The organism is Pleomorphomonas sp. NRK KF1, assembly GCF_023721755.1.
Taxonomy (GTDB): Bacteria; Pseudomonadota; Alphaproteobacteria; order Rhizobiales; family Pleomorphomonadaceae; genus Pleomorphomonas.
Map to the genome: position 1 here is coordinate 111,974 of NZ_JAMDLH010000007.1, position 17,491 is coordinate 129,464.

The following is a 17,491-nucleotide window of genomic DNA, read 5'->3' on the forward strand; positions in this document are numbered from 1 at the left end:
TCGTTGACCATCTTCCGTCCGACGCGCCGACGTGAGAGAAGGCAGCCAGAAACTCATGTGATCCGGCGTGGGCATCCCCCTCCGGAAAGACCGGTAGACCCATCATGTTCCTCACCCTGGTCGACTTCGTCGGCTGTTTCGCCTTTGCCCTGAGCGGCGGCACCCGTGCCGTCGAGCGGCGGCTCGATCCGTTCGGTATCGTTTTCCTGGCCTTTGTCGCCGCCACCTTCGGCGGCATCATCCGCGACGTGGTGATCGGCGCCGTGCCGCCGGTTGCCTTTGCGACCTGGCACTATTTCGCCATTTCCTGCGTCGCCGGCTTCTGCTGCATCTTCGCCCACCACCTGATCGCGCGCCTCGCCGCGCCGGTGGCGGTGTTCGATGCGCTGGGCCTCGGGCTCTACGTGGTGGTGGGAACGCGCAAGGCGATGGATGCCGGACTGTCGCCCTTGATGGCGGCGGTGCTCGGCATGCTCACCGCCATCGGCGGCGGCATCGGCCGCGACATCCTGGCGGCGCAGACGCCGATGGTGCTGCACAAGGAAATCTACGCGCTGGCGGCGCTGCTTGGCGCGTTGGTGGTGTCGATCGGCGATTATTACAATCTGCCGGGCGTGCCGGTGGCCATCGTCGGCGGCGGCCTGTCCATCCTGCTGCGCCTCGCCGCCATGCGTTGGGACTGGAACCTCAAACCCCCGACCAGCCGCTCGTAAGCGGCTGGCCTGCAGGGACGGGGCGTTCCTCAGCCGGCGCGGATGCCGGAGAGGAAGGTGTCGACCTCGCGCCGCAGGGTGTCGGACTGCCGGGCAAGATCGGTGGCGGCGGCCAGAACCTGAGAAGCCGCGCCGGAAGATTCGGTCGCTGCCTGGGTGATGCCAACGACGTTCTGCGACACCTGATGGGTGCCGATCGACGCCTGACTGACGTTGCGGGCGATCTCCGATGTGGCGGCGCCCTGCTGGTCGACGGCGGTGGCGATCGACGTGGCGATGCGGTTGAGGTGCTCGATCACGCCGGTAATCGTCACGATCGCCTCGGCCGACGACTGCGTCGACGACTGAATCTCTCCGATCTGGCTGGAGATCTGCGAGGTCGCCCGCGACGTCTGGTCGGCGAGCTGCTTCACTTCCGCCGCGACGACGGCGAAGCCCTTGCCGGCCTCGCCCGCCCGCGCCGCCTCGATGGTAGCATTGAGCGCCAGAAGGTTGGTCTGGCTGGCGATGCTGTCGATGAGGTTGACGACTTCGCCGATGCGATTGGCGCTCTCGGCCAGTTCGCGCACCCGTTCGGCCGTCAGCTGGGCATCCTTGCTGGCCTTGGAAGCGACGACCGTGCTCTCGTCGGCCTGGCGCTTGATCTCGGCGATCGAGGTGGCAAGCTCCTCGGCGGCGGCAGCGACGGTTTCGACGTTGGTGGACGCCTCCTCGGCGGCGCTCGCCACCGTGACGGACTGGTTGGAGACCTCTTCGGTCGCCGCCGACATCGACTGCGCCGACGCCTGCAACTGCGTCGAGGCGCCAACCACCATTTCGACGACGCCGCCGACGGCCGTTTCGAAGGCGTCGGCCATTTCCTTCATCTCGGCACGGCGACGGGTCTCGGCCTCCGCCTTGGCCTGCTCCTGTTCGGCGCGCATGCGCAGGTTCTCTTCGAGGCCCTGCTTGAACACGTGGAGCGTCGCCGCCATCGTGCCCACCTCGTCGCTGCGGCCGAGGCCCGGAACGGCCACCGACAGATCGCCCTCCGAGATTCGCTGCATGGCTTGGGTGATGGATACGATGGGGCGCGACAGGCTGCGTCCGATCAATACGGAGAGCACAAGTCCGAGCAGCAGGCCGCCGACGCCGAAACTCCACAGGCTGGTGGTCGTCGAGGCCTGGGTCGCCTCGGTGTCGGCCTTCAGCTTGACCTGCGCGGCCTGGACGGCCGACTGGAAGCCGGCGAAGTCGTCGGCGATCCTGGCGACGAAGGTCCGCATCTCCGTGGCTTGTTGTTCGATGCTGGTGGTCATTGCCAGGGAGGCGTTGAAGCTCTCCACATATTGCCCGATGTGGTCGCGGATGCTGCCAAGGCGGTTGGCGAGCGCCGGAGAGGCGCCGGCAATGGCCTCGACAAGCGAGGCGTCGGCGTCTGCGAAGGCGTTGAGAGCGTGCTTGTCGGCGTCGGCCTCGCTTTTCGCCGTCGCCTTGGTGGCGAAGATGCGGCCGGTGAGGATGAAGCGCAGGGCCCGCTCTGATGCGATGGCGGTCGGCGTTCCCTGGCCGGCTTCGTCGATGATCGCTTCGAGGTCGGTACGCAGCGCCACGCCGAGCGGATTGAGCTTCTCGGCCGAGAGGGCGTTGACGTCGTTGCGGGTCTTGATGAGCGCGGCGAGCAGCCCGTCGTAGGTCTCGAAGCTGGCCTGCATGGCCTTGAGGTGGTCGAGCTGCGCCGCGTCGCTGGCCGATTTCAATCCGTCGGCGAGCGCCGCCCGCATGGCCGAGGCGCGTTCGGTCACGGCGGCCTCGGTGTCGGGGAGTGTCGTGTAGATGACCTCTCGCGCCGCCCGTCGGTATTCGAGAAAAGTGGTCTGGATCGTGTTGGCCTTGTCGGTGACATCGATTTGGGTGAACAACGTTCCGATGACGCCGCCAATGCCCGTCAGGCTTCTGAGCGACATGCCGGCCGTGACGGCCAGGATCACCAGAATGGCGGCAAAGCCGAGCCCGATGCGCGTTGAAATGGTCATGGACCGTCGGAACCCGGCGGTGTGGGACTGCGTCTGCATGTTCGTCGCTTCCTCCTGTCGGCCAATAATGAATCCAACTTCAGGTAGAACGGCCCTTACTCGCGACTCGCCGCTGCCGGAATTCCTTATGTGTCGATTCAAATTGGTTAACAGGCTCCTAATTTAAAATAATATTCTATGGATCGTATGTATTATGAATATGGGTGACGCTAGCTTAACTTTGAGGTTCCCACTATGGAATCCCGCATAAATCTAGTTATATTTATAACTACAAATAATTATTGAAAGTATAGTTGAAATCTAAAGCGTTGGCCCGAAAGAATTTTCATAGTTAAATATTAACTAGTTTCTTATCGGACATTATTGCGATATATCCGCGCATCTTTCGCATTGTAACATTTATCCATTTTGTCGCCATATTTGTAAGAGGCGCGCTCCCACAACGTTTTCATGCGCGAGGGTGACTGTGGAGAAGCGACGAGCGGATGCTTCGACCCGTCGGAGAGCCTTGCGATGGTCTTCGACGGTTCGGAACCGAAAAGCTCCTTGGCGCGGAGCTAGAAACGAGAATGGCGCCCGAGGCGCCATGATCTCTGTCGTTCTGGAAACCGGATGGTGGGCGTGACAGGGATCGAACCTGTGACCCCTACGATGTCAACGTAGTGCTCTCCCGCTGAGCTACACGCCCGTTTCCGTTTTTGCGGGGCCACCTCGTCGGTGGCGTGGGCGGGGATATAGCGTCCTTTCCCTCCCCACGCAAGGGGCTTGAGACGCTTTTCCGAATTCCCCTTCAACCCTTTGTCTGAAAAGTCTTTTCCGTCCGAAAATCTACCGGTGGCCGTCAGGCGGCCGCCAGCATCTTTTCGACCTCGCGCACGAGATCCTTGAGATGGAAGGGTTTGGACAGCACCTTGGCGTCCTTGGGGGCCTGGCTGTCGGGATTGAGCGCCACGGCGGCGAAGCCGGTGATGAACATGATCTTGAGATCGGGATCGAGCTCGGTTGCCCGGCGGGCCAGCTCGATGCCGTCCATCTCCGGCATGACGATGTCGGTGAGAAGCAGCGTGAAGGGTTCTTCGCGCAGGCGTTCGTAGGCGCTCCGGCCATTATCATAGGAGACGACGTCGTAACCGGCGTTGGCGAGCGCCTTGGCCAGGAAACGGCGCATGTCGTTGTCGTCTTCGGCCAGGAGAATACGGTTCATTTGCAGTTCCGGTCAGATGAGAAGCGGCGGCGGGCCGCGCGATGCTCCAACTATCTCACAAGAGCACCAGTACGGTAAACTTGCGGTTAGCAGGCCGCGTTTCAGGCCGTTCCCCTCTATGTAGAACTTTTCAGGGGGGCGTTCAAACCCCGTAATGGAGCGAATTTGACTTTTGGTTTTCGCCGTCGGGCGAGGGCGGGCGCGTCGGCGCAAGCGCAGGACCGAGACTTCCGGTCCGGCGCCCTTCATCGGACGCCGCGCGACGTCGGCGCCGTCCTCGGGCTGTCGCGGTCTGGTTCGGGCGGCGTCGGGACGACGCTCAGCCACGTTAATAATAGACAGGCCTGATAAAACAGGGCAGATTTCAGAATCAGGAGTACAAAAGCCCTGTTTTCCCGGCCGCTAGCGGACCGGGTGGCAGGCTCCACGGACTGGAGAGGGATGCGCGTCGTCACCGATTTCCGCTCGGAACCGCCCTTCGAGATTCTGTCCCCCGCGGAGCAGGTGCATCCTTTCGTCTTCAACTCGCCGCACTCGGGCGATGCCTATCCGGAAGACTTTCTCGCGGCGAGCCGACTCGACAGGCGACGCATCCGCCTGTCCGAGGACGCGCATGTGGACAAGCTGTTCATGCATGCCGTCACGGTGGGTGCGCCGCTGCTCAGAGCGCATTTCCCGCGCGCCTATCTCGACGTCAACCGCGAGCCCTACGAGCTCGATCCGCGCATGTTCGATGGACGGTTGCCCGCCTTTGCCAACGTCCGCTCCATCCGGGTGGCGGGCGGCCTGGGCACGGTGCCGCGCGTCATCTCCGAGAGCGAGGAGATCTACGCCGGGCCGATGCCGATCGAGGTCGCGCTCGATCGCATCGAGGCGCTCTACAAGCCCTATCATGCGGCGCTGACGCGGCTTCTGGCCCAAACGCACGTGCGCTTCGGCCGCGCCGTTCTGATCGATTGCCACTCCATGCCGTCGTCGGTCAGGGGGCAGGAGACCAAGGGGCGGTCCGACTTCGTGCTCGGCGACCGCCACGGCACGTCGGCCTCGCGAGCGCTGATCGATCACGCCGCCGGCGCGCTCACGGCGCTTGGCTACAAGGTGGCGATCAACCGACCTTATGCCGGCGGCTTCATCACCGAGCATTACGGGCGGCCCGCCAAGGGGCTGCATGCCCTGCAGATCGAGATCAACCGGTCGCTCTACATGGACGAGAAGACGCTGGAGCCGCATTCGGGTTTCGTTCGCCTCACCGCCGAGCTTGCCGACTTCATCGAGGGTCTGACGCGATTGCCGCTCGAGGTGGTCTGTCCGTCCCCCGGCCGCTTCGCGGCCGAGTAACCAGAATGGGCCCGCTTCGCGGCCGAGTAACCAGAATGGGCCGCTCGGCCGCCGGATGATTTCTAGTCGCTCCCGCTCCGAATGCCCTTGCTGCGCTTCATCCCCGAATGACGTCGCAAACTTTGAAACGTTTTCAGAAAATCGCGGTGCTGGCGCAGGCCGACCTGGCGGGATAGGCTTAAAAGAAAAAGGGGCCGTCGCAAAAGCGGCGGCCCAAGTCTTAGGGAGGAAACGCCCAAGGAGGGCGGGCAGCGCGGAAACCCACGCTGCACCCCTCTACAATGCCTACTTTCGTCGTATTGGTCAACCCCTCGCGGTAGAAAGTGCGTCAGCTACTCGCGTTTTGGTGGGGATGACATCATTGGATACAAAGGTTGGTGCGAGCCGGGAAATTGCATTTCTTTGAAACCAAAAATAAAAACAACGGGATGAACCGGGCCGGCGAAACGGGTCGCAACGTTGCTTCGTTTTCGCTCCATGTGGGAAACATATCGGATATGCAGATCACACCTATCTCCAAGGCCTTCTTCGACCGGTTGGCCGACGCGGCTTCGGCGGCGATCCTGCCGCATTTCCGGACCGAGCTCGCCGTCGAGAACAAGCTTGAGGGCGCCTTCGATCCGGTGACCGTCGCCGACAAGGCCGGCGAGGTGGCCATGCGCGAACTGATCGAGGCCACCTATCCCGATCATGGCATCCTGGGTGAGGAGTTCGGCAACGTCGGGCTCGACCGCGAGCGCGTCTGGGTGCTCGATCCGGTGGATGGCACGCGGTCGTTCATTGCCGGCATTCCGCTCTGGGGTACGTTGATTGGCCTCAGGGCCGGCGGCAAGGCGGTGCAGGGCATGATGGCCCAGCCCTTCACCGGCGAGCGCTTCTATGGCGATGGGGTCACGGCCACCTATACCGGGCCGGGCGGCGAGCGGCCGCTCAGGGCGCGGCCTTGCGGCGATATTTCCCAGGCAACGCTGTTCACCACTTCGCTCCGCCCGTTTTCGGACAGCGAGCGGGAGGCCTACCTCTCGATCGAGGGGCAGGCCAAGCTCGTTCGTTACAGCGCCGACTGCTACGCTTACTGCATGGTCGCGGCGGGGCAGGCCGATCTCGTCATCGAGGCGGGGCTGCAGCCCTACGACATCACCGCACTGATCCCGGTGATCGAGGGGGCGGGCGGCGTCGTCACGTCGTGGTCCGGCGGCAGCGCCGTCGACGGCGGCCGCGTGGTGGCGAGCGGCGACCCGCGCCTCCACGAGCAGGTTCTGAAGCTTCTGGCCGCGGGCCTGTCGGATGCCGCGACGGCGCTCGGCGTCATTCCGACGAGCCGGGGATGAAGGCATCGAAGGCCGCCCAGAACTGGGCGGCATAGACCTCGCGCTCCATCATGATTTCGTGGCGGGCGCCGTGGACGAGGACGTAGGCCGGGTTGCGTAGGCGTCTTGCCATGGTCTCGATGGCGAGGCGGCTCACCACGGTGTCGGCACCCGAGTTGACCAGCATGACCGGCGCCGCCACGGTGTCGGCAAGGTCATGGGCCGACAGGAGATCGAACATGCGCGTCGCTGCCGATACCCAGCCCAGCGTCGGGGCGGCGAGCCGGTAGGCCGGCTGGGCGGCGCAGATCGCTTCGTTGATCCGGTAGCGCTCGGGGTTCGAGGTGAGCGGATTGCGCTCGAAGCTTCTCGCCTTGCTCGCCCGGCGGCGCTGGCCGGGGATATAGCGGGAACCTGCGCCGCAATGGACGAGGAGGCGCAGCAGCATGCGCCGGAAGCCCGGCATGGTCGTCCGTTGCGGCAGGCCGAGCATCGGTGCCGTCAGCACCAGCCGGTCGAAGGTGGGAGCGAGGAAACGGCCGGCGGCGAGAAGAATGCCGCCCCCCATCGAATGGCCCAGCGCGAAATAGGGCGGCGGACAGTCCGGCAGCACGACGCGGCGGCGAAAGGCCTCGATGTCGCGCAGGTAATGGCGGAAGGAGCGAACGTGACCCTTGCCGGGATCGTCGGCAAGGCGCGACGATCCGCCCTGACCGCGCCACTCCATGATCGCCACCGCAAAGCCGCGCTGCCGCAAGCGCGTGACGACGTGGAAATACTTCTCGATGGTCTCCGACCAGCCGGGAAACAGGCAGACCGTGCCCTTGGCGCCGCCCGGCAAGGCAGGCCAGCGGGCAGTGCGCAGGCGCACGCCATCCGACGTCGAAATCATCTCCAGCCGGCAGCCGGACGGGATCGGATTGTCGGCCAGTTCGAGAAGTTCCATGGGCGCTCCCCGGCGACCACACCGGTCGCCGCCGCGCCGGTTCTAGCACGGAGCCGAGGGCCGATGCCATCACCGGGAGGGGGTGAAAACGCATCGTCGCCCGCCTCTTGAAAAGCGTTCCGGCCTTACCAAATCAAGGAACGCGGACGCCCCACGGGTCCGCGGCGACCGGACGTTCCGCCTCGGAGAGGGGAACAGAAAACCGGCCGGCCAACCCAAGACTGTCGCTCAACTGGAGGACATCATGCGTAATTTCGACCTTTCTCCGCTCTATCGCTCGACCATCGGCTTTGATCGCCTGTTCTCGCTGCTCGACCAGGTTTCGACCAGCGACGCGTCGGCCCAGTCCTATCCGCCCTACAATATCGAGCGCACCGGCGAGAATGCCTATCGCATCACCATCGCCGTGGCGGGCTTTTCCGAGGACGAGCTGACGATCGAGGCGCGCGAAGCCGTGCTGACGGTCAAGGGCGAGAAGAAGCCCGAAGCCGAGGACAACGGCCACGAGATGCTCTATCGCGGCATCGCCGCCCGCGCCTTTGAGCGCCGCTTCCAGCTTGCCGATCATGTCGAGGTGAAGGGCGCCTCGCTCGAGCACGGCCTCCTGCACGTCGATCTCGTGCGCGACATTCCCGAGAGCAAGCGGGCGCGCACCATTCCGATCGGCAAGGGCGAGGCCCCGCAGATCGAAGCGACCCTCAACTGACCTGAGAGGCGACGGCGGGCGGAGACCGCTTCGCTCGCCGATCGACGAGATGGCCTGAACGACGAAGGGCGCCCCGCGAGGGACGCCCTTTTTGCATGTTCACCCGGACGGGCGCGGTTACTTGCCGAGCGCCTTGAGGAAATGGTCGACCTCGTGGGCGGCGGTGGCGAAGGAGGTGACGAGGCGGACGAGGTCCTCGTCGTTCCCAGGCTTCTCCTCGTCGGCGAGGCCGTCTGGATTCCACTCGTAGAACTGGGCGCCGGCCGCCTTGAGGCGGGCGCTGACCGCCTTCGGCCAGATGGCGAAGACTTCGTTGGCTTCCGGCTCCCACACGACGCGGGCGGTGGACAGCTGGCCGATGCCGGTGGCGAGGCGCTTGGCCATGGTGTTGGCGTGGAAGGCGTTGTCCAGCCAATGGCCGCGGTCGAAATAGCCCTGGAACTGGGCGGCGACGAAGCGGCTCTTGGAGAACAGCTGGCCGGCGCGCTTCCTAATGTAGCCGAAATCCTCGGCCTTCTTGGCGTTGAAGAAAACGACGGCCTCGGCGCACCAGCAGCCGTTCTTGGTGCCGCCGAAGGACAGCACGTCGACGCCGGCCTTCCAGGTGATGTCGGCCGGCTGGCAGCCGAGGAAGGCGAGCGCGTTGGCAAGGCGGGCGCCATCCATGTGGACCTTGAGGCCGTAGGCGTGGGCGACGGCGGCCAGCGCGGTCACTTCCTCCACCGTATAGACGGTGCCCCATTCGGTGGACTGGCTGAGGGAGACGGCGACCGGACGGCCGTGATGGACGGCGGCCGGGAAGTAGCGCGAGATCGCCGCTTCGAGCCCGTCGGGCGTCAGCTTGCCGCGGGCGCCGGGAATGCTGACCAGGCGGCCGCCCGACAGGAACTCCGGCGCGCCCGCCTCGTCGCAGGCGATGTGCGCCACGTCGTGGCAAAGGACGATGCCGGCCGGCTTCATCACCGAGGCGAGCGACAGCGAATTGGCCGCCGTGCCGGTGGCAACGAAGAAGACGGAAACGTCGTGCTCGAACACTTCCGAAAACCAGTCGACGGCGACCCGCGTCTGGTCGTCGGCGCCATAGGCGGGAACGGAGCCGTTTCCGGCGTTCATGAGGGCATTGGCCACTTGCGCCGAAGCGCCGGCCCAGTTGTCGCTGGCAAAGTACATGGAGCCAAGTTTAGCCTTGTCGAGCTCGGGCGACAGCCGCCGAGTTTGCGCACCACCCATGCAGACCGTTCATGCCGGCGTCAATCCTGATTTCGCCCCCAAATAAATGGGTCAGGATGGTTGACGGGACAGTAAGGTTATGCAAATAACGCATCGCGCATTCGGGACCGCGATAGTTTGGCCCCAAGTGAGCGGATCTGGGGGCTCGGGCCTGATTTTCGGAGGAAAGGACGGCCGGCGCGTTTTCCCGAATCCATCGTTTGCGATTTTTGCTTGCCTCGACGGGGCAACGGGTGCAAAGCGCGAACGGGAGGGTTCCGGGGGAGGAGTGAGCTTCGGGATCATCTGGCGAAACGGCTATCGAAGCTGTCTCCTTGTTCCGGTTGAGCGGGATGAGGACGACGGCTGTCGCTGTCGCGCCGTCCGGCGAAAGCGCCGGGCGGCATTGCCAACGAGGACGGGCGGTCCACAGCGCGATCGTAAGCGGGTATATAAGGAGTATACCGCTTCTCGCGCGGAGGCGCCCGGAAAGAGACACCCTACGGCGGAGCAACTCCGCCGCACACTGATGAGGACTTCGCCATGAAGACGCTCGACCAACCGATGCCGCACCTCGCGCCCGCCGCGCCGAATGCCGCAACGAGCGCCACGCGCACGCCGGCCGACGCGATCGCCGACATCCGGCGACAGGCCGGGGCGGAGGGCCTCTACAGCGCCCAGCACGAGCACGACGCCTGTGGCGTCGGCTTCGTCGTCGACATCAAGGGCCGCAAGAGCCACCAGATCGTCAAGGACGCCCTCTACGTGCTCGAAAACCTCGAGCATCGCGGCGCCGTCGGCGCCGACCCGCTGATGGGCGATGGCGCCGGCATTCTGGTGCAGATCCCGCATCTCTTCTTTTCCGAGGAGTGTCGGAAGCTCGGCTTCAGCCTGCCGGAGGCCGGCAGCTACGGCGTTGCCCAGCTGTTCCTGCCGCAGGACGAAGCGGAGCGGACCCGCGCCATCGAGATCGTCGAACGCTCGGTGAAGGGCGAGGGGCTGGAAATCCTCGGCTGGCGCGACGTGCCGGTCGACAACTCCGCCCTGTCGGACGGCGTCCGGGCGACCGAGCCGGTGCAGCGCCAGCTGTTCGTCACGCTGCCGGGCGTCTCCGACTTCGAGCATCTGGAGCGCAAGCTCTACATCGCCCGCAAGGTGCTCTCGGGCGACGTCTACGAAGCCGACTGGAACGGCGCCACCAAGCGCGACCAGGACTCCTTCTATGTGGTGTCCTTCTCCTCGCGCACCGTCGTCTACAAGGGCATGTTCCTGTCCTATCAGGTCAAGCGCTACTACCCCGACCTCTCGGACATCAGGTTCGAGTCGGCGCTGGCGCTCGTCCATCAGCGTTTCTCGACCAACACCTTCCCGTCCTGGAAGCTGGCGCACCCCTATCGCATGGTCGCCCACAACGGCGAGATCAACACGCTGCGCGGCAACGTCAACTGGATGTACGCCCGCCAGGCGACCACCACGTCCAAGGTGTTCGGCGAGGACATCGAGAAGATCTGGCCGATCTCCTACGAGGGCCAGTCGGATACCGCCTGCTTCGACAACGCGCTGGAGTTCCTTCTGCGCGGCGGCTACTCGCTGCCGCACGCGGTGATGACGCTCATCCCCGAGGCCTGGGCCGGCAACGAGAGCATGGATGCCGAGCGCAAGGCTTTCTATGAGTATCACGCCGCCATCATGGAGCCGTGGGACGGCCCGGCGGCCGTCGCCTTCACCGACGGCCGGCAGATCGGCGCGACGCTCGACCGCAACGGCCTGCGTCCGGCCCGCTATGTGGTCACCGACGACGACCGGGTGATCCTCGCCTCCGAGAGCGGCACCCTGCCGATCCCGGAAGAGAAGATCGTCCAGAAGTGGCGCCTGCAGCCGGGCAAGATGCTGCTGATCGACCTCGTCGAGGGCCGCATCATTTCCGACGACGAGATCAAGAAGACGATCTCGACGGCGCAGCCCTATGCCGACTGGATCCAGGACACCCAGCTGGTTCTCGAGGACCTGCCGGCGGTGCGCGCCCGCGCGCCCAAGTCGGCCGAAAACCTCCTCGATCTGCAGCAGGCCTTCGGCTACAGCCAGGAAGACCTGAAGGTTCTGATGGCGCCGATGGCCCTGACCGGCATGGAAGCCACCGGCTCGATGGGTACCGACACGCCGATCTCGGTGCTGTCGTCGCAGTCCAAGCTGCTCTACACCTATTTCAAGCAGAACTTCGCCCAGGTGACCAACCCGCCGATCGACCCGATCCGCGAGGAGCTGGTCATGAGCCTGGTGTCCTTCATCGGCCCGCGCCCGAACCTGTTCGATCGCGGCGGCGATGACGTGCACAAGCGGCTTGAGGTGCGCCAGCCGATCCTGACCAACGAGGATCTGGAGAAGATCCGCTCCATCGAGACCATCGACGGGTCGGGCTTCAAGACCATCACCATCGACATCACCTATCCGGCGGCCAACGGCCCGGCCGGCATGCGGCCGGCGCTGGAAGCCATCTGCATCCAGGCCGAGGCGGCGGTGCGCATGTCGGCGGCCGGTCAGGTCTACAACATCATCGTGCTCTCCGACCGCATGGTCGGCCGCGAGCGCATCGGCATCCCGGCGCTGCTCGCCACGGCGGCCGTGCATCATCATCTCATCCGCAAGGGTCTTCGCACCCAGGCCGGTCTGGTGGTGGAATCGGGCGAGCCGCGCGAGGTGCATCACTTCGCCTGCCTCGCCGGCTACGGCGCCGAGGCGATCAACCCGTATCTCGCCTTCGATACGCTGATCGCCATGAAGGACAAGCTGCCCCAGGGGCTCGACGAGCACAAGCTCGTCTACAGCTACATCAAGTCGATCGGCAAGGGTCTCCTGAAGATCATGTCGAAGATGGGGATCTCGACCTATCAGTCCTACTGCGGCGCGCAGATCTTCGACGCCGTCGGCCTGTCGTCGCGCTTCGTGCAGAAGTATTTCTTCGGCACGGCTACCCGCATCGAAGGCGTCGGTCTCGATCAGATCGCCAAGGAGACGGTATCCCGTCACGCCCGCGCCTTCGGCGCCGATCCGACGCTCACCACCATGCTGGAAGTGGGCGGCGAATATGCGCAGCGCATGCGCGGCGAGGCGCATGTCTGGACGGCGGGCGTCATCGCCGGCCTGCAGCACGCCGTGCGCGCCAACTCGTTCGAGCAGTTCCAGAAGGAGTTCTCGGACACCGTCAACGCCCAGAGCGAACAGGCGATGACCATCCGAGGCCTGTTCCGCGTCAAGTCGGCCGAGGAGATCGGCCGCACGCCGGTGCCGCTCGACGAGGTCGAGCCGGCGCAGGACATCGTGCGGCGTTTCGCCACCGGCGCCATGAGCTACGGCTCGATCAGCCGCGAGGCGCACACCAACCTCGCCATCGCCATGAACCGGATCGGCGGACGCTCAAACACCGGCGAGGGCGGCGAGGAGGCCGATCGCTTCGTGCCGCTGCCGTCGGGCGACAGCCTGCGCTCGGCGATCAAGCAGGTCGCCTCGGGCCGGTTCGGCGTCACCACCGAGTATCTGGTCAACTCCGACCAGATGCAGATCAAGATGGCGCAGGGTGCCAAGCCCGGCGAGGGCGGCCAGCTGCCCGGCCACAAGGTCGACGCGGTCATCGGCAAGGTGCGTCACGCCACCCCCGGCGTGCAGCTCATCTCGCCGCCGCCGCACCATGACATCTACTCGATCGAGGATCTGGCCCAGCTGATCTTCGACCTGAAGAACGTCAACCCGACCGGCGAAGTGTCGGTGAAGCTCGTCTCGGAAGTCGGCGTCGGCACGGTCGCCGCCGGCGTTGCCAAGGCGCGCGCCGACCACATCACCATCTCCGGCTTCGAGGGCGGCACCGGCGCTTCGCCGCTGACCTCCATCAAGCACGCGGGCTCCCCGTGGGAGATCGGTCTTGCCGAGACGCAGCAGACGCTGGTGATCAACGGCCTGCGCTCGCGCGTCGAGCTTCAGGTCGACGGCGGCGTCCGCACCGGTCGCGACGTTCTGGTGGGTGCGCTGCTCGGCGCCGACGGCTTCGGCTTCGCCACCGCGCCGCTGATCGCCTCGGGCTGCCTGATGATGCGCAAGTGCCACCTCAACACCTGCCCGGTCGGCATCGCCACCCAGGATCCGGTGCTGAGGAAGCGCTTCGTCGGCCAGCCGGAGCACGTCATCAACTACTTCTTCTTCATCGCCGAGGAAGTGCGCCGCTATCTCGCAGCGCTCGGTTTCCGCAAGCTGGAAGAGATCGTCGGCCGCACCGACATCCTCGACAAGCAGGCGGGCATCGACCACTGGAAGGCCAAGGGACTCGACTTCTCGCGTCTGTTCTACCTGCCGAAGGCGGAGCCGACCGAGATGCGTCACACTACGGTGCAGAAGCATCCGATCGACGACATCCTCGACCGGAAGCTGATCGCCGAGGCCATGCCGGCGCTCGAGAGCGGCAAGCCGGTGAAGATCGAAACCGAGGTCATCAACGTCAACCGGTCGGTCGGCGCCATGCTCTCGGGCGAGATCGCCAAGCGCTACGGTCATGCCGGCCTGCCGGACGACACCATCCGCGTGACGCTGACCGGCACCGCCGGCCAGTCGTTCGGCGCCTGGGGCGCGCATGGCCTGACGCTCGACCTCGTGGGCGACGGCAACGACTACGTCGGCAAGGGCCTCTCCGGCGCTCGCCTCGTGGTTCGTCCGAACCCCAAGTCGAAGATCGTGCCGGAGAAGTCGATCATCGTCGGCAACACCGTGCTCTACGGCGCCATTGCCGGTGAATGCTACTTCCGTGGCGTGGCCGGCGAACGCTTCGCGGTGCGCAACTCCGGCGCCATCGCCGTCGTCGAAGGCGTGGGCGACCACGGCTGCGAGTACATGACCGGCGGCATCGTCGTGGTGCTCGGCGGGACAGGCCGCAACTTCGCGGCCGGCATGTCCGGCGGCATCGCCTACGTGCTCGATGAGGACGGCAGCTTCAACAGGCGCTGCAACATGTCGATGGTCGAGTTCGAGGAGATGCTCGAAGACGAGCTGGCGCTGCCGATGGGCGTCGACGGCAAGGTCGACATTCGCGGCGACATGACGCGTCACGATTGCGAACGTCTCCGGACGCTGATCGAACGGCACCACGCCTGGACCGGCTCGCCGCGCGCCAAGGCGATCCTCGACGACTGGTCGGCCTACCGCGGCAAGTTCGTCAAGGTGATGCCGGTCGAGTACCGCAAGGCGCTGCAGGCCCTCGAGGCGAGCCGCATGGCCGCCGAGTAACCGAGAGGGACGGCCGACGGGCCGTCCCGCCCCCACCGAGACAGGAAAGGCCCGACAAGATCGTCCCGCGCGCGGCGCCGCAGAACGGCGCTCCCGGTCGGCGAATGGGCCACACAGGCTAGACGGAGTGAAAGATGGGCAAGGCTACCGGCTTCCTCGAGTTCGAGCGTCAGGAGCTCAAGTACCAGAAGGTGGAGGACCGCGTCCGCCACTACAACGAGTTCACCGTTCCCCCACTGGAAAGCGACATGCAGACCCAGGGCGCCCGCTGCATGGAATGCGGCGTGCCCTACTGCCATCGCGGCTGCCCGGTGAACAACCAGATCCCCGACTGGAACGACCTCGTCTACAACGGCGACTGGGAGACGGCCTCGCGCAATCTCCACTCGACCAACAACTTTCCGGAGTTCACCGGCCGCGTCTGCCCCGCGCCCTGCGAGGCGGCCTGCACGCTGAACCTGTTCGAGGCGCCGGTGACGATCAAGCAGATCGAATACACCATCGCCGAGCGGGCCTGGAAGGATGGCCGGGTGCAGCCGGAGATCGCCAAGGTCAAGACCGGCAAGAAGGTGGCGGTGATCGGTTCGGGGCCGGCGGGCCTTGCCGCCGCCCAGCAGCTCGTCCGCGTCGGCCATGACGTGCATGTCTACGAGAAGAACGCCCGTGCCGGCGGCCTTCTCCGCTACGGCATTCCCGACTTCAAGCTCGACAAGCATATCGTCGAGCGGCGCGTGCAGCAGATGGTCGCCGAAGGCGTCGTCTTCCACTTCAACGTCAACGTCGGCGTCGACGTGAAGGTCGACGACCTCAAGGCCGAGTATGACGCGGTGCTGCTCGCCGGCGGCTCGGAAAAGTCGCGCGACCTGCCGGTGCCGGGCCGCGAGCTCAGGGGCGTGCACTTCGCCATGGAGTTCCTGCCACAGCAGAACCGCCGCGTCGGTGGCGAGCCGCTCGGCTCGGTCGATCCGATCTCGGCGCTCGGCAAGCGCGTCGTGGTCATCGGCGGCGGCGACACCGGCTCGGACTGCATCGGCACCTCGAACCGCCAGGGCGCGACCGCCGTCGTTCAGCTGGAGATCATGCCGAAGCCGCCGGAGAAGGAAGACAAGCTCACGACCTGGCCGAACTGGCCGCTGAAGCTCAGGACCTCGTCGAGCCACGAGGAAGGGGCCGAGCGCCTGTTCGGCGTCACGGCCGTCTCCTTCGAGGGCCAGAACGGCGTCGTCAACAAGGTCAACTGCGTGAAGGTCGACGCCAAGTTCCAGCCGATCCCCGGTTCGGAGTTCAGCCTCGATGCCGACCTCGTGCTGTTCGCCATGGGCTTCGTGCACCCGGTGCACGAGGGCATGATCAACGATCTCGGCGTCGACAAGGACGGTCGCGGCAACGTCAAGGCGACCGAGGTCGACTATCGCACCTCGGTCGACAAGGTGTTCGCGGCCGGCGACATGCGGCGCGGCCAGAGCCTCGTCGTCTGGGCGATCCGCGAGGGCCGTCAGGCGGCGCGCGCCATCGACGAGTTCCTGATGGGCGCAAGCGTTCTGCCGCGCTGAGTGGCAACAGGCGATCGATCAAGCGGCCGGGTTCCCACGGGAGTCCGGCCGTTTCTGTCTGTGGGAGAGAGCTACTTCAGCGCCGTCGCGTCGAAACGGCCTGCGACCGGCTGCAGCGGCAGCCCCTCGACGACGAGGCGGTGCAGCGCGGTGCCGGGTTTCGGCGGCACGAGATCGGTGGCGGCCATCAGCTTGTCCTCGCCGGTGGCGGCCGGATCGTTCAGGACCAGAACCGGTCCGTCGCCGGAGATCTGCTGCATCAGGCTGGCGGTTTCCGCGGCGACGTTGAGGACGGTGCCGAGGTTTTGCTGGACATAGAAAGCCAGCTTGCGGGCGCCCGAGCGGGTGAAACCGACGCCGTCCTTCAGGCGCAGCTGTCGCACCTGTCCGTCAAGGTCGGGACCGCTGGCGACGAAGGCGCCGTTCTGCGAGAACGGCTCCCAGACGTCGATATAGGTTGCCCCCTTTTCGTTCGCCTCGACGCGGATGACGCCGTCGATATAGGTGACGTCGTTGGTCGCCTGCGGGCTGGCGACCGGAACGAGGCCGACCCAGAGGAGCGGCACCGCGTGCTCGCGGGCGACGCGCGTCAGCTCGTTGAGGCGGGCCTTGTAGATGGTCTCCCACTCGGGGGAGGGGAACTCGACGGTGCGGTCGGGCAGGTCGATGGGGCGACCATCGGCGCGGCCGATCATGGCGACCACCGCTGCCGGACGCGGCTTGTCGGTCAGACGCGTCTCAAGGAACGCTTTCCAGTCGGTGTCGCCGGTGGTGGCGAGCCCGGCGTCGTCGACGGTCTTGGTCTCGATGCGGACATCCGGCCGGTCGGCGTAGGCGACGTCGAGGCCACGCCCGAGGTCGGCGGCCAGCCGGTCGCCAATCACCAGGACGACGCGCGCGTCGTCGTTCTTGGGGTTCTGCGGCTTGACGACGGCCGGAGGGCGGGCCGCCTTGCGCTGCTGGCCGGGTGGCGGCACCTTGATGATGCGGGCGCCCGGCGGCGGCTGCGCTGGCGGCGGTTCGCCCAACCCGAACAGGCGCATCAGGAAGGGGCGGTTGTCGCGCGCTGGCTCGACGACCTCAACCTGGGTTCCGCGCTGCACCACGACCTGCTGGGCAAGCGCCGGCAGGCCCGCGATCAGCATGGCAAGGATGAGGACCGTCAGGGCCTTTGCCCGGCGGAACGGCATGTGACGAGCCTCCGACACCGTCGCTGTCGGCCATCAGGC

At 65.7% G+C, this 17,491-nt stretch carries 11 protein-coding genes and 1 tRNA gene; 6 read left to right on the forward strand and 6 right to left on the reverse strand.

Translation table 11 applies throughout. The annotated features are described in order from the left end of the window. Positions 1-104 precede the first annotated feature (104 nt). Positions 105-713, forward strand: coding sequence for a trimeric intracellular cation channel family protein (locus M4J39_RS17305; RefSeq protein ID WP_251729664.1), 609 nt, complete (start codon positions 105-107; stop codon positions 711-713). Between the two features lie 29 nt (positions 714-742). Here M4J39_RS17305 and M4J39_RS17310 read toward each other — a convergent pair whose 3' ends face one another. From M4J39_RS17310 to cpdR, 3 genes are all read right to left on the reverse strand, one after another. Continuing rightward, positions 743-2,767, reverse strand: coding sequence for a methyl-accepting chemotaxis protein (locus M4J39_RS17310; RefSeq protein WP_251729665.1), 2,025 nt, complete (start codon positions 2,765-2,767; stop codon positions 743-745). 574 nt (positions 2,768-3,341) lie between these two features. Continuing rightward, positions 3,342-3,416: transfer RNA gene (locus tag M4J39_RS17315), tRNA-Val, on the reverse strand. Between the two features lie 153 nt (positions 3,417-3,569). Continuing rightward, on the reverse strand, positions 3,570-3,932 hold the full coding sequence (gene cpdR / locus M4J39_RS17320) for a cell cycle two-component system response regulator CpdR (protein WP_026783912.1): 363 nt from the start codon (positions 3,930-3,932) through the stop codon (positions 3,570-3,572). A gap of 441 nt (positions 3,933-4,373) precedes the next feature. On the opposite strand from cpdR, the gene M4J39_RS17325 reads away from it, so the two are divergent. Both M4J39_RS17325 and hisN read left to right on the forward strand, forming a co-directional pair. Further along, the gene (locus M4J39_RS17325) at positions 4,374-5,270 is read left to right on the forward strand and encodes an N-formylglutamate amidohydrolase (protein WP_251729666.1); all 897 of its coding nucleotides are present in this window, start codon (positions 4,374-4,376) and stop codon (positions 5,268-5,270) included. A 497-nt stretch (positions 5,271-5,767) separates the two neighbouring features. Next, positions 5,768-6,601, forward strand: a complete 834-nt coding sequence (gene hisN / locus M4J39_RS17330; RefSeq protein ID WP_251729667.1) for a histidinol-phosphatase — start codon at positions 5,768-5,770, stop codon at positions 6,599-6,601. Here hisN and M4J39_RS17335 read toward each other — a convergent pair. Beyond that, on the reverse strand, positions 6,579-7,526 hold the full coding sequence (locus M4J39_RS17335) for an alpha/beta fold hydrolase (protein ID WP_251729668.1): 948 nt from the start codon (positions 7,524-7,526) through the stop codon (positions 6,579-6,581). The genes hisN and M4J39_RS17335 overlap by 23 nt on opposite strands. Positions 7,527-7,770: 244 nt before the next feature. Between M4J39_RS17335 and M4J39_RS17340 the strand changes: the two genes are divergently transcribed. After that, on the forward strand, positions 7,771-8,232 hold the full coding sequence (locus tag M4J39_RS17340; protein WP_251729669.1) for an Hsp20 family protein: 462 nt from the start codon (positions 7,771-7,773) through the stop codon (positions 8,230-8,232). A gap of 117 nt (positions 8,233-8,349) precedes the next feature. Here the strand turns inward: M4J39_RS17340 and M4J39_RS17345 are convergent, their stop codons facing one another. Beyond that, entirely contained in the window at positions 8,350-9,462 is a 1,113-nt protein-coding gene (locus tag M4J39_RS17345) for a low specificity L-threonine aldolase (protein WP_371875475.1), read from the reverse strand. Between the two features lie 522 nt (positions 9,463-9,984). Here M4J39_RS17345 and gltB point away from each other — a divergent pair. Together gltB and M4J39_RS17355 are read left to right on the forward strand one after the other, a co-directional pair. Next, positions 9,985-14,709 carry a glutamate synthase large subunit gene (gene gltB / locus M4J39_RS17350; protein WP_251729670.1) on the forward strand — a complete coding sequence of 1,575 codons (4,725 nt, stop codon included), beginning with the start codon at positions 9,985-9,987 and terminating at the stop codon, positions 14,707-14,709. A gap of 134 nt (positions 14,710-14,843) precedes the next feature. Beyond that, positions 14,844-16,262, forward strand: coding sequence for a glutamate synthase subunit beta (locus M4J39_RS17355; protein WP_251729671.1), 1,419 nt, complete (start codon positions 14,844-14,846; stop codon positions 16,260-16,262). Positions 16,263-16,333: 71 nt separating this feature from the next. On the opposite strand, the gene M4J39_RS17360 is transcribed toward M4J39_RS17355, so the two are convergent. Continuing rightward, on the reverse strand, positions 16,334-17,452 hold the full coding sequence (locus M4J39_RS17360; protein ID WP_251729672.1) for a hypothetical protein: 1,119 nt from the start codon (positions 17,450-17,452) through the stop codon (positions 16,334-16,336). Positions 17,453-17,491 lie beyond the last annotated feature (39 nt).